Source organism: Rickettsia peacockii str. Rustic (genome assembly GCF_000021525.1).
GTDB lineage: Bacteria > Pseudomonadota > Alphaproteobacteria > Rickettsiales > Rickettsiaceae > Rickettsia > Rickettsia rickettsii.
On sequence record NC_012730.1, the window covers coordinates 1,066,802 to 1,082,045 of the forward strand.

A 15,244-nucleotide genomic window follows, 5' to 3' on the forward strand; every position below is an offset into this window, starting at 1 on the left:
TCAAATATAATTCTGAATTAATAATCAAGGTTATTTTTCTGGATTCCCGCCTACGCGGGAATGACATAGAATAACACACACTAAGACGGCAGCATTATTTTTATAGCTGCTTTCTTACGCATATTTTCAAACATTTTTTGTGCTTTTTGCGAAATCTTTTTATTGGTTAGGAAATTTACTACATAATTATTTTCATCTTCATTAACATTTAAGATTTTTTTGCTGCACACTAATGTTATTTCAAATTTGTTATTTACTTCAAAAACATTACTTGCTTTATCAGGAGTTAAGTCCTTTACAATAGTTTGTTTTACGCCTTCTATCTTGCTAAGCTTATCGGTAATAATTTGCATAGTAGCAAAATTATCATAAAGCGATTTTTTAACATCCGCACACTTTTTTAGTCGATTTTTCAAATTATTCATCTGCGTAAACGCTTTATTGCCACCATCTTTAGATGTAAATACTTGCATTGAAATTTCTACGTCTTTTTGATCGCTAGATAAAATTGCAACATCTATTTCTTTATTACTTACTTGTACCGATCTTGATAGACTTGATAAAATATTCATTTTAATCAACTCGGATTTAATTTGGGAAATAAAACTATCAGGATTAACCGATCTGCTTTTTAGATACTGAAGAAGAGAACCGTGAGGCATTTTATTACGATCTTCAATAGACTTAATAGCGTTCTCTATCTCTTCTTGCGGAATTTCTCTATCTCCTGCATATTGAAAAAGCAAAGATTCGTCAATTAAGCTCTTAAGTACTAAGTCACTTAGCTGCTTATCTTGAGCAGGCGTTAGACTTTCAACATTATTTAGTGCCATAATCATTTTTTTTCTAGCACGGAACTCATTAAGAGTAATAGGTTCATCATTTACGGATGCTACTATATTCGGTAATGATGCTTGTGCTACATTAAAAGTAAAAAAAACGGTAATGATTAATAATAATTTTCTCATGTGATACTCTGAATAAGTGACCAGTAAGTAGACGCAGTTTTATTTGGAAAAGAGCAAGGAGTCTATAAGTCAAGGAGCGGAGCGTACATTTAGTACGTGAGCACCGCAGAACTTATAAGACGACATAGCCAATTTTTCAAATAAAACGAGTATACTCACATGTTTAAAACTTTTAAACCGATAGAAATAGTCGGCGAAGAGGTAGTCTTTTTGATTCCTCTACTTCCATCGACTAGATAATCGGAATAAATCTTTGCAGTAATTCTAACACAATCTTTAGCATATGTCATCCTAATAGTTCGCGTAAGTAAATTTGGAGATCGTCTAGAGAGATCAATGCGTGCACCAAAGCCTATAGTCCAATTTTCCGCTAGCTGATAATTTATGTCTCCATAAAATTGTCGTACTCTATTATTTGAAACCTTTATACTTTCTACGGAATAATATTTGTTAAGATTGGTAAGCTGAATAAAACTACCTAGAAAGTTAATCTTATCATAGTTAAAATTTCCTCCCACTTCATCCCTAATAGGTCTGAAATATCTATCTTTCCGAAAGCTATAAAACACTTCTAAATTATTAGAAAGATTACCTAGTATCTGCCCTACATTTTCCTTATCATCAGCTGGCAAATTTATACTATATCTTGTATTACGGGAGTGTCCTAAAAATAATTTTAAATAATTTTCTTCTTTAGCAATACTAGTATTTAAGCCGTAACTTAATCTATTACCGAAATCATGGCAATCAATACCGCTATAACAGTTGGATAAAAAGATATTTTTTTCGGATAATTCATATTTAGCAGGATCAATTATAACAAATTTTTTATCTTTCTTAGATAGTTTACGTCCCATAGTAAAAGAAACTACCGGCTCAATAAGTAAATTTATCGTTTTTGTTATATTGCCTACTAACGGATAACGCCATAAAGTTTGCAATTCCGGTATATTCCTTTGAAATGATTTACTTTCTCTCGGCTTATCTACATAAGCCCGCCTAGCAAGATAAAAATCGCCTCTATCTTTAGCAGCAAAATCAAAAATTTGTCCTGAAGCAGTCAGCACATTATGCATAAAGGATAGTTGCAAAGAGGTTCTAGCAACTTGTTTTCCTATTCTTTCTTTGTACATTAACGTATTATTTTCAACAACGATATGGCTGTTGTCATTATCATTCAAATTTATCACGTTTTTTGTATTGATTTTTGGTAATACTAGAGGATCGGTATATTTACGATCATTACTACCTAAGCCTTGAAAACTTAATCCTTCCGCCGAAAAATAATCAACCTCATGAATTTTATTTAAGAATATTTTAGAAGTTAAATATGAAGCGTAGTTATTATAATAATTTTTTAAATAAGCTTTATCCGATGTACGCTCCACCCTGAAACCGTAATCATAAACTTTATCGGTACTAATAAAATTACCGCTTGCTATATAATGATAAGAAGAAACTTTTTTATTTTTCACTACACTTCCATCTTTTTCTAGAAAATACGGTAATTTACCGTAAATAACTTGAAAATTCATATTATCGGTATCATTCAGGCGATAACGTGCTTCTAGCTCATAAGTTTGATATTTACTAAAAATTCTTGGAGTGAGAGTAAAATCGATATTAGGTTTTGCACGTAGATATAGGGGGATGCCAAACCCTTTATTTTTGACGTCAGGTACCAATAATCCAGAAGTTGCAGGGGCCGTATGAGTCGGATGGAAAAAATACGGTAAGTAACAAATCGGTACACCGTATACTTCAAAAAACACGTTTTTATAAACTACTCTATGCTCTGCGGAATGAATATAAGTATCCTTAGCAGCAATTTGCCAAATAGGGTTTCTATTACAAGTAACATCACAAGGGGTAAACTCGGCATGGTGCAGCTTAAGATTATTTTCATCTATTCTTTCGGCAAGTTTAGCAATTAAAAGATTATTATCACCGGAAAGCAAAATGAATTCCGATATGATACCTTTCTTAAATTCATCTTTTAAAACCGCTTTGTCTCCCTCTATTATCCGATTTTGTTTATCCTTAATTCGGATATTACCTTCTGCCCATAAAATATCGTTTTCTATATCATAAAGTAAATTATCTGCCGTTAATAAATACTCATCCGTGATAATTCTTATATTACCTTTAGCATATATCAAATCCTGATTTTCATTATACTCTACGAAGTCAGCTATAATATTGCTTATTTTAATATTTTGACCATTCTTAGAAAGAGCGGCAAAACTTACCCAAGAAAATATTATGATAATAAGCAAACATATTATTCGCAGTAGCATTTATATGTAATAAATATATTTTAATAGTAAAAAATAATAGCAAGCTATTAGCAATATATCAAATAATAAAAAATTTTGCTTGCTCTTTTGTAGTACAAGGTTATTCTATGGAGATGATAATCATCATTGCGAGGAGATGCATAGCATCGACGTGGCCATCTCATGAAGTAGGATAAACTCCTGAGATTGCTTCGTCAAAACTTATAGTTTCTCCTCGTAATGACGAATAATGTGTTACCCTCAGCGCAAAACACCAAGTACTAATAAAATGCTAGACAATTTCATTGCGCATCAAGCAACCAAAGAGTTTTCAGTTAGTGAGATTTCTAATAAAATCAAAGAGCTATTAGAAAATAATTTTGGCTATATTAAGGTAAAAGGCGAAATTTCAGGCTTAAAAATAGCAAACTCAGGTCATGCTTATTTTAACTTAAAAGAAAATACCGCCATTTTAGCCTGTACTTGCTGGCGTCCTATTCTTGCTAAAATCAAATTTCCTTTAAATGACGGCATGGAAGTAGTAATTAGCGGTAAACTCTCAAGTTATGCAGGTAATTCACGTTATCAATTATCGGTAGATAATTTGCAACCCACAGGACTTGGAGCTATGCTGCAAATTCTAAATGAGCGTAAAGCAAGGCTCGAGAAAGAAGGCTTATTTAATAAAATACGTATTCCTATACCCTTTTTACCTGATAAAATAGGCGTTATCACTTCAATAACCGGTGCTGTTATTAAAGATATTATTCATCGTATTCGCGAACGTTTTCCGACTCGGATAATAATATGGCCGGTTAGCGTACAAGGCGAAAATTCTGGCAATGAAATTGCTGAAGCAATTGAAGGATTTAACAATTTAGAAGAGGTAAATAAACCACGTGTTATAATCGTTGCTAGAGGTGGCGGTTCTATAGAAGATCTTTGGTCATTTAACGATGAGATATTAGTACGTGCTGCTTATAACTCAAAAATTCCTATTATTTCCGCAGTAGGTCATGAAGTGGATTATACTTTAATAGATTTAGCAGCCGATAAAAGAGCTCCAACACCGACTGCTGCCGCAGAATTTGCTGTACCGGTACGCTCTATTTTAAATAATACGCTACAATCTTATGAAACAATATTATTGAATAATACTAGCCGGTTAATTAAATATCACGAACAAAATATAGTAAATTACAATAAAATACACAGATATCTCTCTCACTATATAAATAATAGGCAGCAATTACTGGACGAAACCGGTTTTAATTTACTAGATGCTTTACCGTGCTTTATTGAACTACAAGAAACAAAGATAAAATCTTTTTCTAAAGAAAGAGTTAACCCTGCTAAAATAATCAATTACAAAACATTAGAATTAACACATCAAACAGCTTATCTATCAAAATCGGCAAATAATACTTTGAAAAACTTTGAGTATAAATTAGAATTAAATAGTACGTTACTTGCAAGCCTTGATTATCACAACGTATTAAAACGAGGTTTTGCTATAGTTAAAGGAGAAACGGGTAATTTTTTATCTTCTAAAATTACTGCTGCGAATGAAAAAATTTTTAATATTAAATTTTCTGACGGTGAAATTAAAGTAGTTCGTGCTTAAAGGCTTTGGTTTTATACTTCTCATTTCTAAAAATTTGTATGCTTTAAGCATAGGCACGAACGAACAACAAGCAATTTTAGAATGCGAAGGGACAGCTGATAAAAAAACTTTGATAAATGCATGGTATGTAAATGAGCCTTATCAATACTTAATTGCTTCTTCAAACGGTCATACTACCGTTTCCGGTATGGATATAGAATTAATGAACGCTATTGCTGCAAAAATAATAGGTATCAATATTGAGTACAATCAAGATAGCTGGTATCAAGTTAGATATTCAAAGCGGCAATGCCGACATGACAGCAGGAGCTACTTATACTACTGAGAGGAGTTGCAATGGTTATTATTCACAAAATTGAGCCTCTAAGTTTTTGGAGACCGTTTTTTGCTTTCATTACAGCTAATTGCGATACAATATTACGAGATTTTATTATGAAAGAAAATTCAATTAAGAGGACACCAAGAGGAGTTAGTATTGCAATCACTGTATTTATGGGGTATAGCTTTTAGCATATTATTAGATATGTACAGTAGTAATCCAAATTATCATACAATAAAACATTCAATGAGTATAGTAATTGCCAGAGCATTTATTACTAGTCTCTTAGTTTATCATTTTGGTTTTCTTGAGTGGCGATTCCGTAATACAAAATTAGAAGATATAGCAAAACAAACATGAAAATAGCTACTTGGAATATTAATTCCATAAAAACAAGACTTAATTTATTGCGTAATTTTTTATCTAAAGAAAATCCGGATATTTTATTATTGCAAGAAATAAAATGCGAAACCGCAAAATTTCCTTTTGATGCATTATCCGATCTACCTTATAATTCTTATGTTCACGGACAAAAATCATATAACGGCGTTGCTATAATTTCAAAATTTCCAGCCGATGAAATAATTAAGGATTTTCCGAATAATTACTGCAGTGATCAAGCAAGATTCTTAGAAATAAAATTATCATTACCTATAGGGTTTTGTAATATAATCTCGCTCTATGCTCCTAACGGTTCATTTGTCGGTAGCGATAAATTTGTAGCAAAACTAGCATTTTATGATAATTTTATCAATTATCTATCAACTAAAAAATCTTTTGACGAAAAAACTATCATAGGCGGTGATTTCAATATTGCACCGTTCGATATAGACGTATATTCACCTAAGCTACTGGCTGAAACTACTTGTTTTACTGAGGTTGAACAAAAAAAATTACGCACTATTCTAAATTCCGGATTTGAGGATTTATACAGATTAATGCATCCGAGTAAACAAGAATTTTCATGGTGGGATTATAGAGCCGGATGTTTTGAACAAAATAAAGGTATGAGGATTGATATGATTCTTGGTTGTAATAATACTATTGACTATTTAGAAAATTGCTATATGGATTATAATTTAAGGACTCAAGAAAAACCTTCAGATCATATACCGGTAATTGCGAGTTTTAAGGGATAGTCAATGTGGAATGTTGCTATCTTAGGATGCCGTATGTCATTCCCGCGTAGGCGGGAGTCCAAAAAAATAGCTTTAATATTGATATAGGAGTTACATAATTTGATAAAATAACCATATAAAAACAAGTTTTTATATGATTTTAATGGATTCCCGCCTACGCAGGAATGACATAGACCACTTTTTAAAAATAAATATATGTCTCCAAAAATGACATTTTACGAAAAATATATGACGATTGTCGGTACAATCGGCAATTTTATGTTCTATGTACAGGCTCATAAGATTTTCACCTGTCAATCTTCGGCTTCTGTGTCTATGCCCACCTTTACTATAAGTGCTATTGCTCTTTGTAGTTGGCTTATATACGGCATATTAATAAAAAATACACCTATTATAATAGCAAATATAGTAGGTTTTATCGGGGCATTATTAGTTCTCTTAACCATAATAATATATTAAATAATGACTAAGCAAATCATTACTTTAGTTGGCCGTCCGAATGTAGGCAAATCAACGCTTTTCAATAGATTAAGCATACGTAAAAAAGCTATCGTTCACGATTTGCCAGGCGTCACTAGAGATAGAAAATATACAGACGGCAAAATCGGCTCTTTTGAATTTTTGTTAATTGATACCCCAGGACTTGACGAGAATCCTAATAGTATGGGAGAGAGGTTAATTGAGCAGACTACTAAAGCAATTTTAGAGGCAGATTTAATTTGCTTTATGGTTGACGGTAGAAGCGGAATATTACCTGATGATAAGCTACTTAGTAGTTTTGTTAGAAAATATAATAAGCCTGCTATATTGGTAGTTAATAAATGCGAGAAAGCTTTTGATTTTGATAAAGAGTACTACAAATTAGGGTTTGATAGTATGATAGCTATCTCTGCCGAGCATGGCACAGGCTTAATTGATTTATATGACGAAATTATTGCCAAGTTACCTGAAGAAGAATCAATCGAGACAAATATAGCCGATCCAATTAAAGGAGATTGTTTGCAGATAGTAGTTAGTGGCAGACCTAACGCCGGAAAATCTACTTTTATAAACGCTCTTATTAATGATGAAAGATTATTAACCGGTCCTGAAGCCGGCATTACTCGTGAATCAATTGAAATTGATTGGCAATATAAAAATAATCATATTAAATTGATTGATACGGCAGGACTCCGCAAGAAATCTACTATTACAGAGTCTTTAGAAAAATTATCGGCATCGGATACTATTAACAGTATTAAATTTGCTAATACCGTAATCTTAATGATTGATGCTTTAGCTCCTTTAAAACAGCAAGATTTAAATATTGCAAGCCATGTGGTAAATGAAGGAAGAAGTATAGTTATAGTAGTGAATAAATGGGATTTAGTTAAAGAATCCGAAAAAGAAGCATTTCAGGAAGAATTTTATTATCAAATAAATACTCATCTGCCTCAAGTTAAAGGTATCCCCGTTCTATTCATTTCAGCAATAAATAAACAAAATATTGAACAAGTGCTAGATGCTTGTCTTAAAATTTATAAAATTTGGAATAAGAAAATAACTACTAGCAAATTAAATGAATGGCTTAATTTTACTACGAAAGCACATCTGCTGCCTTTACAAAAAGGAGGCAGAAGAGTGCGTGTAAAATATATGACTCAAACAAAAACCCGCCCCCCTACTTTCAAGCTATTCTCCAATAATCCGGAAAAAATTACCGATAGCTATACTAGGTATTTAGTAAACAATATGCGTGAGGCTTTTGACATGCCGGGCATTCCTATTAGATTCATTTACGTAAAAACTAAAAACCCGTATGTGTAGTTTAAAATTAATTAATAACAGTTTAGTTATTAGCACCGAAAAATCTGAATTAGATATATTACTAGATAATATTACTGATTCTAATTGTCATCATGAATTTATTAAGTAATGATAAGACTAAAGGTAATGAAATATGGTAACTTATATACTTTAACCAAGCTGTAAATTAGATAAGTTCGCTATTCCAACTACACTTATTTTTCTGTTTTTTTATATGTATTATTCCCGGCGGTAACAATATATAAATGTTCTAATGTTCTAACTGCAAATCGGCAAGAACGGTACGCATTGATTTAGTAATACTAGGAGCATCAACATTTTTTACTTCAAAGCCGTATTTCTTACCATTCTTAATAATTAATAAATCTAATTCCTGTTTGCGTTCGCCAAAAAAAATACTCTGCATCCGTTTTAAATTTACGTATTAACTCCTCTATTACAAACCCTTCAAATAAAAGACCGCGTTTTGGATGAACATACCAATCATGTTCGTGAATCCCTAATAATGCATGTAGTATTCCGCTATCTCGTATATAGACTTTTGGTGCTTTCACTTGACGTTTTGAGATATGTTCATACCAAGGTTTTAATAGCCGAATCATAAAAGTTTGCTCTAATATTTCAGTATAACGTTTTATAGTCATATCCGTTAAACCGAGCGACCTTCCAAGCTCGCTATAATTTAATAATTGCCCATGATTATGAGCAAGCATCATCCATAACTGCCTCATTACATGTGCATTAAGAGATATTCCTAAACTAGGCAAATCACGCTCGATAAAACTAGTGATGTAGCTATTACGCCATCTAAGACTTTGGACATAATTTTTTGCTAAATATGATTTAGGAAAACCACCTCTTAACCATAACTCCCTAAAATCATTTATCTCTATTAAATTGAACGGAGTAAGCTCCGTATATTCAATACGGCCGGCTAATGATTCTGAAGATTGTCGCAATAATTCTCCAGAAGCACTACCTAATATTAAAAATTTTTTGTTTGAATAGTCAGCAAGAACTCTTAAATAAGGAAAAATTTCAGGTTGTCTTTGAATTTCATCAATTACTATTAAACCGTTTAAAGGCTCAAGAGTTGTTTTAAGATTCTTAAATTGATCTAAGTGAGATGGATCCTCAAGGTCAAAAAAGTAGCTCTTTTCATCTTCTTTAAGCTGTTTAATATAAGCGTGAGCTAAAGTAGTTTTACCACATTGCCTTGGACCGGGCATGACACAAATAGGGAATATCTCAAGGGCACCTGTGATATGTGTTAACTAATAATTTCTGTCTATCATCCTTGTAATTTCATAATGACACTTTGAATTTACAATATAATTTTAATCAAATAATAGCAAGATGTTTCTAGGTCCTGTGCACTTTTGATTAATGATTATAATTATTAGATCTTTTTAAGCGAAAATTAATAAGATTTTTGAAGGAATAGTTATGCATATTTCAAAAAAATTTGATAATTTCCAACTAAAAAGAGCCATAATTATGATTATTCTATTAAAAGTGCACAGGACTTAGGCTCCTCTACCGGATTTTCCTATCTCTCTTTGTCTTTCTTCTAATACCTTACTTGTATGCGGTCCTACCGCTTCTTTATCTTTACTAAATTTACTTTTTCCTAAATTAACTATAGTTTCTGCTACTACTCCTAGCACTTTTGGATCTGATAATAATTTTAACGCCAGCAATAATAATTTTACCGTATTCATGTTTGCTAAATTTATCAGCAATTTGAATTAATTCAGGTGCATGTTTACTTACCGGCTATCTTTACTAATTTTTCACCGTCTAATTTTAATTTTTGACCCTTAGGTGTTTTATTTCAAAACTCATCTACAACCGGTCCTAAACTACTTGCATGTTTTGTTAATAGTTCAGGAAGGTCTTTTTCAATTATTTTTCTTATTTCCGGATTATGGTTTTTAATTTGTATCAAAGGACTAATCAATTCCTTTACCTCTTTTACCTTTTCTTCTTTTGATTTCTCTTCCTTTGGAAGTGGCTTAATTAACTGAAATTTTTGTATTATATCAGCAACTTTATCACTATCGGGAAGAGCGAGACTTGCAAGTTTAGTAATTGACGGCAGAGCATCTTTTAAAAAAGACGTAGATGCATCTAATGCCTTATGTATAAACACTCTGGATCTTTCCCTTGTGATTCTATTCTTTCCGTTACTTTAGGATATTTTAAAACATCTAATATATCCTGTTTATTACTATCTAAATATCGCGGTAATTTTTTTCTAAAACAGGAGATAAATTATCAATAATTTTTTTGGCATTTTCAACTAACTCTACTATTTGAGGTTTTTTGCCTTTTCAGTATCTAACCCTTCCATATTTAGGTTAATTTTAGTCCAACGCTGATTTGCTTTAAGCTGACTATAAGCTTTTATAGCTGAAGGAGTACTTTCAATTAATTTTTCGCTAGAATTTACAAGTAGTGCTACTGTATTTGCAATTAATTCAGGTTTAGCGATTTTTTGTGCTTTAAATGTCATGTATATTTTTAATATAGCACCTTGAGATGACGCGTTTTTTTGTTTAATATTCTTATATATTTCTTGTACTTTTGGGTTTAAATCGCTTTCTAGTGCTTTAGATATTAAATCTACTCCTAGTGTAGATAATTCTCTGATAAATTTAGGACTTATTTTGTCTAATACATTTATTTTTTCTGTTTCGGAAGTTTGAAAGTTTTTTGTTATTTTGCTAAGCCTCTTATTTAAAATAGGCGTGAGAAGATATGGGATAACTTTAGACTGTAAAAGAGTTTCTTTTGAACTATTAGATATAGTTTCGGAATGTAAAACAGAAGCACATTTTTTATAAGCGATGCTGCATCTGCTATCATCTTGCAACCAGCGTCAATAGAACCTACACTAGTGGTAGCACTTCTCGCTTTTCTGAGGTTATTAAGCTCCAATGCAAGATCAGGTAAAACTTGAGAAGCCTCCCAGGTAAACTGCAATGCACTAGGAACATTCCCGACTGCTTGGATAACACTTTGTATTATACCTAAATTATCTTTATTAAGATCTAGATATCGTTTATTTAACTCATCATATTTTTTGTTACCTGTGTCAGCTCCAAGAGCTAAATATCCAACTTGAACCCACGAAAGATTTTTATATTCTTTATCAAACTGTTGCCTTCTTATATTATCAATGGATTCCTGCTCTTGCTCTTGGCTTTTAGACATTTAAATACCTTTATATAATTTAAAGATTTATAAAATTTAATTTTTGTTAATTTTAAAAGTCATGGTTATCTTGCAATGGTTTTTTACTATAATTTTTCATTTACCGGTAAATCCATACTAACCTCTCCACACAATAAAACAATATTCTCCATTACCTGAGGATCTATATCCGGGTTGTTATACTCTTTATTTTTCTGAATCCAGTTGTAATAGTAAGGGTCAGGCCATAATTCCATGATTTTCGGTAAAGATTTTTGCTGTATAGTACCGACATTATACTCGCGTTTTAAAACTTCAGCCGGCATTCACCCTACATCACCGATAAAATATATTTCTGAGAAATGCAAAATCGATTTAATATTATTATCGGGATCTATATGGATTTATAATATTCACGTTGTACATCATTAAGCAATTTCGCTACTATAAATGATTTATCGAGATGTCTTTCTATACTTACTAAAGCTATATTTTCTAAGTTTTCGGGGTATTAAACAATTTTATCTAAAGTCGTTAATTTTTCAAACTCTTCCTCTCATATTTTTTCTTTTAGGTCTCTTTTATATTTTTGTTCTTTATCTGAAGGAAATACTAATTTATCATTTTTACAATCAACCAAAAAAGGAGTAGTAATAGGATATTTAATAAATAAATCTTTTAGTTTCATAATAAAAAATTTCTTAATATATAAGGCTAATTTTTTATATGTCAAATAATATCCTCTAGACTATCTAGGTCATGCTTTACCAATCGTAACAACTTCGCTTCAGGGCTTAGATTTTTCACGGCCCATTTTTTAATCCAAGGTTCGACGAGCTGCCACATATTAACATTACCGTCTAACTGTCTGCCTATCCCTTCCACCATTATTAAAGTCTTTTGCAATAGCAACAACTCCGGTTGTACTTCCATGCCGAAATCTTCCGTGATTTTAAATAAATGTGCAAGCAGCTTACCTATGGAAATATTTTTTATGGGCGTCCCTACTATAGGCTCGGTAACTGCTCTACAACTTTGAGCGAATAAAGCTAAATCGGTATTTGATGGGATATAGCCGGCTCTTAAATGTACTTTAGCAACTAATTTATAATCACGCCTTAAAAAGCCAAATAGACTTTCGGCAACGGCTAAACGATCTTTTTCTTTAAGTCTGCCCATAATACCGAAATCAAGTAAAATTATTTTACCTTGCTTATTCACTAAAATATTCCCTGCATGTAAATCAGCATGAAAAAATCCGTCTCTATAGGCTTGATTGAAAAACATTACGGCAAAATCCTGAGATATTTTTGCAGGCTCTAACCCCATTTCCTTTAGTAGCAAAGTATCATATATAGAAGTGCCGTCTAACCACTCGGTGGTTAGTATATTTTCTGATGTTAAATCCCAATATATTTTAGGGATTATCACGTTAATATCATTTCGCATATTATCCGTAAGCTCAGAAGCTGCTGCCGCCTCTAAACGTAAATCAAGCTCAAATTTCATAGTTTCATGAAATTTATCGACTACTTTAATCGGTTTGAGCCTTTTTGCTTTAGAAAATTTTGAGATAATTTTTGCAAGAAAATATAGCAGCTTAATATCTCTGTTATATTTTTTATGAATACCCGGACGCAAAATTTTTACCGCAACATATTCACCGGTTATAAGTTGTGCTTTATGTACCTGCGAAATTGATGCGGCAGCGATGGGGGTATCGTCGAGGTGTAAGAAAGGGAGGGCGTCATGGCTCACAGTCATAGACTGCGTGGCAATCTTTTGTTTGCTTGCTGAGATTGCTTCGTCGACATACATGTCTCCTCGCAATGACGTTATCAACCTTCTCGCCACCCCACCATCAAACGGAGGTAGCTTATCTTGCAGTAACCTTAAATAACCTGCTATCTCTGCTCCTACTAAATCGGTTCTTGTCGAAAGAGTTTGTCCAAATTTTATATAAATAGGTCCAAGATCACTTAAACAATCTATTAAGCGTTTGCCGTAATCTTCCCGTGATTTTTTTATTAACGAGACCGGAGCAAAAAATAAGGCTAATATATAACCGATAAACCTGCAATATATAGGGCTTCTTGAATCAATTAAGATTTGCTTTTTACTGATGATACGAAAAATACGTATTAAATTAAAAAAATTACTTATCATCTATTATATACTCCGAAGTAAAATAAAGAATAGTATACGAAGATCAACTTCAAAAAGAGCAAGGAGTTCACAAGTCGAGGAGCGGAGCGTATACTTAATAAGTAAGTACCGCAGATCTTGTAGAACGACGTAGCCAATTTTTGAAGTTCATCGAGTATACGCACTGTGGATAGCAACTATTCCGCCACTTAGATTTTTATAACCGACTTCCTCAAAACCGGCGTCTTTAATCATTATTCTAAACTCGTCTTGTGAGGGGAATAAATCTATACTTTCGACCAAATATTCATATGCCTCTTTATTACCCGCTATCATTTGACCAATACTCGGTATAATATTAAATGAGTAGAATTTATAGAAATCTTTCATGTACCCTTCCTTTACTTTTGAAAACTCAAGACATATAAACTTACCCATTGGCTTTAAAACCCTACATGCTTCCTTTAAAGCCTTATTTATATCAGGTACGTTTCTAATACCGAATGCTATAGTATAATAATCAAAACTATCATCCAGAAACGGTAGTTCTTCAGCACTTGCTACAGTAAATTTAAGATTTTGAAATAAATTCAGATCTATTGCTTTTTTCTTAGCTTGCTTTAACATTTCTTCATTAATATCACTTAAAGTTAAAGAGATATTATTAACTCTATCTCTTGCTTTTTTAGCAAGTTTTAAAGCAATATCACCGCTACCGCTAGCAACATCTAATATATGAGAGTTAAGATTTGGAATTTGCCTAATAAATTCATCTTTCCATAAGCGATGTAATCCCAAACTCATTAAGTCATTCATTAAATCATACTTATCAGCGACATTAGAAAAAACGTTATTTACTAAACCTTGTTTTTTAGTGTAGTCTACTTTTTTAAAGCCAAAATTTGTTTGGTTCATAGTTTTTTATTATAAATATTAGTATCAAATGCCGGAACTTCCTGAAGTAGAAACTCTTAAAAACTCTCTAAAAGATAAGCTAATCGGGCTTATTATAGAAAATGTAGAGTTAAAAAGAGATAATTTACGTTATAAGCTATCCCCGCTTTTAGCTACAGAAATCTTAAATACTAATATACTGGATGTTAGGCGTCGTGCAAAATATTTAATTATAGATTTTAATAATGATTATTCTTTAATAGTTCATCTAGGCATGAACGGCAGATTTACTCTGCAATCTGCTAATTATAAAACTCAAAAACACGATCATGTGATTTTTGATTTAAGTAACGGCGAAAAGTTAATTTTCAACGATACTAGACGATTCGGTATGATTTATAGTTTTAAGACTGATCTCTTAGAAAAAGAATTTTTTAATGATTTAGGCATAGAGCCTTTTTCTGATTTATTGACGTTAGAATATCTAAAAGATAAGCTACAAACTAAAAAAATACCAATAAAAAACTTGATTATGGATAATAGAGTTATAGTCGGAGTCGGTAATATCTATGCTTCCGAAAGTCTGCATTTAGCTAGAATTCATCCGGATAAATCAGGTAACGATTTAAGGGATGATGAAATAGAAAATTTAATTAAAGCGATTAGAGATGTGTTAACTAAAGCTATAACTGCCGGCGGTACTACTCTTAAAGATTTTGTAAACGGCGATAACAAACCTGGTTATTTTACTAAGCAACTTAAGGTTTACGGTAGAGAGGGACAAAGTTGTTTAAGCTGTTCTAGCACCATTATCAAGATAAAGCATTCAGGCAGAAGTACTTTTTATTGTAAAACTTGCCAATATAGTTAATTCACTT

General features: G+C 32.1%; 16 protein-coding genes and 2 pseudogenes. 8 read left to right on the top strand and 10 right to left on the bottom strand.

What is annotated here, in order from left to right; genetic code table 11:
* Window positions 1-80 precede the first annotated feature (80 nt).
* Window positions 81-968, bottom strand: coding sequence for a SurA N-terminal domain-containing protein (locus RPR_RS06395; protein ID WP_012736961.1), 888 nt, complete (start codon window positions 966-968; stop codon window positions 81-83).
* 155 nt (window positions 969-1,123) lie between these two features.
* Window positions 1,124-3,265: an LPS-assembly protein LptD gene (locus RPR_RS06400; RefSeq protein ID WP_085065743.1), complete on the bottom strand. Its 2,142-nt coding sequence runs from the start codon at window positions 3,263-3,265 to the stop codon at window positions 1,124-1,126.
* On the opposite strand from RPR_RS06400, the pseudogene RPR_RS09800 reads away from it, so the two are divergent.
* The 7 genes and pseudogenes from RPR_RS09800 to der all read left to right on the top strand — a co-directional run bounded on the left by RPR_RS09800 (window position 3,231) and on the right by der (window position 8,132).
* Window positions 3,231-3,441: pseudogene (locus RPR_RS09800) on the top strand (hypothetical protein). The gene RPR_RS06400 and the pseudogene RPR_RS09800 overlap by 35 nt on opposite strands.
* A gap of 92 nt (window positions 3,442-3,533) precedes the next feature.
* Complete coding sequence (gene xseA, locus RPR_RS06410) at window positions 3,534-4,868, top strand: exodeoxyribonuclease VII large subunit (protein WP_085065744.1); 1,335 nt, start codon at window positions 3,534-3,536, stop codon at window positions 4,866-4,868.
* Entirely contained in the window at window positions 4,861-5,193 is a 333-nt protein-coding gene (locus RPR_RS06415; RefSeq protein WP_228368832.1) for a hypothetical protein, read from the top strand. Before xseA ends, RPR_RS06415 begins: the two co-directional genes overlap by 8 nt.
* An 11-nt stretch (window positions 5,194-5,204) precedes the next feature.
* Window positions 5,205-5,378: a hypothetical protein gene (locus tag RPR_RS09240; RefSeq protein ID WP_016830906.1), complete on the top strand. Its 174-nt coding sequence runs from the start codon at window positions 5,205-5,207 to the stop codon at window positions 5,376-5,378.
* A 165-nt stretch (window positions 5,379-5,543) separates the two neighbouring features.
* Window positions 5,544-6,326 carry an exodeoxyribonuclease III gene (gene xth / locus RPR_RS06420; RefSeq protein ID WP_012736964.1) on the top strand — a complete coding sequence of 261 codons (783 nt, stop codon included), beginning with the start codon at window positions 5,544-5,546 and terminating at the stop codon, window positions 6,324-6,326.
* Between the two features lie 195 nt (window positions 6,327-6,521).
* The gene (locus tag RPR_RS06425) at window positions 6,522-6,785 is read left to right on the top strand and encodes a SemiSWEET family sugar transporter (RefSeq protein ID WP_012736965.1); all 264 of its coding nucleotides are present in this window, start codon (window positions 6,522-6,524) and stop codon (window positions 6,783-6,785) included.
* A gap of 3 nt (window positions 6,786-6,788) precedes the next feature.
* Window positions 6,789-8,132 (top strand): ribosome biogenesis GTPase Der, encoded by a 1,344-nt coding sequence (gene der / locus RPR_RS06430; protein ID WP_012736966.1) that lies wholly within the window; start codon window positions 6,789-6,791, stop codon window positions 8,130-8,132.
* Between the two features lie 150 nt (window positions 8,133-8,282).
* On the opposite strand, the pseudogene RPR_RS06435 reads toward der, so the two are convergent.
* The 8 genes and pseudogenes from RPR_RS06435 to ubiE all read right to left on the bottom strand — a co-directional run bounded on the left by RPR_RS06435 (window position 8,283) and on the right by ubiE (window position 14,387).
* Window positions 8,283-9,397, bottom strand: a pseudogene (locus RPR_RS06435) (ATP-binding protein).
* A 261-nt stretch (window positions 9,398-9,658) separates the two neighbouring features.
* The gene (locus RPR_RS06440; protein ID WP_085065745.1) at window positions 9,659-9,853 is read right to left on the bottom strand and encodes a hypothetical protein; all 195 of its coding nucleotides are present in this window, start codon (window positions 9,851-9,853) and stop codon (window positions 9,659-9,661) included.
* 113 nt (window positions 9,854-9,966) lie between these two features.
* Window positions 9,967-10,284 carry a hypothetical protein gene (locus tag RPR_RS06445; protein ID WP_085065746.1) on the bottom strand — a complete coding sequence of 106 codons (318 nt, stop codon included), beginning with the start codon at window positions 10,282-10,284 and terminating at the stop codon, window positions 9,967-9,969.
* Window positions 10,285-10,443: 159 nt separating this feature from the next.
* Complete coding sequence (locus tag RPR_RS09245; RefSeq protein WP_228368834.1) at window positions 10,444-11,007, bottom strand: hypothetical protein; 564 nt, start codon at window positions 11,005-11,007, stop codon at window positions 10,444-10,446.
* Between the two features lie 427 nt (window positions 11,008-11,434).
* Window positions 11,435-11,653 (bottom strand): hypothetical protein, encoded by a 219-nt coding sequence (locus RPR_RS06460; RefSeq protein ID WP_016926481.1) that lies wholly within the window; start codon window positions 11,651-11,653, stop codon window positions 11,435-11,437.
* 230 nt (window positions 11,654-11,883) lie between these two features.
* On the bottom strand, window positions 11,884-12,060 hold the full coding sequence (locus RPR_RS08660; RefSeq protein ID WP_187145785.1) for a hypothetical protein: 177 nt from the start codon (window positions 12,058-12,060) through the stop codon (window positions 11,884-11,886).
* Complete coding sequence (gene ubiB / locus RPR_RS06465) at window positions 12,057-13,493, bottom strand: 2-polyprenylphenol 6-hydroxylase (protein ID WP_012736967.1); 1,437 nt, start codon at window positions 13,491-13,493, stop codon at window positions 12,057-12,059. The genes RPR_RS08660 and ubiB overlap by 4 nt, the downstream gene beginning before the upstream one ends.
* A 147-nt stretch (window positions 13,494-13,640) precedes the next feature.
* A complete protein-coding gene (gene ubiE / locus RPR_RS06475; RefSeq protein WP_012736968.1) occupies window positions 13,641-14,387 on the bottom strand; it encodes a bifunctional demethylmenaquinone methyltransferase/2-methoxy-6-polyprenyl-1,4-benzoquinol methylase UbiE in 747 nt (248 codons plus the stop codon).
* 28 nt (window positions 14,388-14,415) lie between these two features.
* On the opposite strand from ubiE, the gene mutM reads away from it, so the two are divergent.
* Entirely contained in the window at window positions 14,416-15,237 is an 822-nt protein-coding gene (mutM, locus tag RPR_RS06480; protein ID WP_012736969.1) for a bifunctional DNA-formamidopyrimidine glycosylase/DNA-(apurinic or apyrimidinic site) lyase, read from the top strand.
* Window positions 15,238-15,244 lie beyond the last annotated feature (7 nt).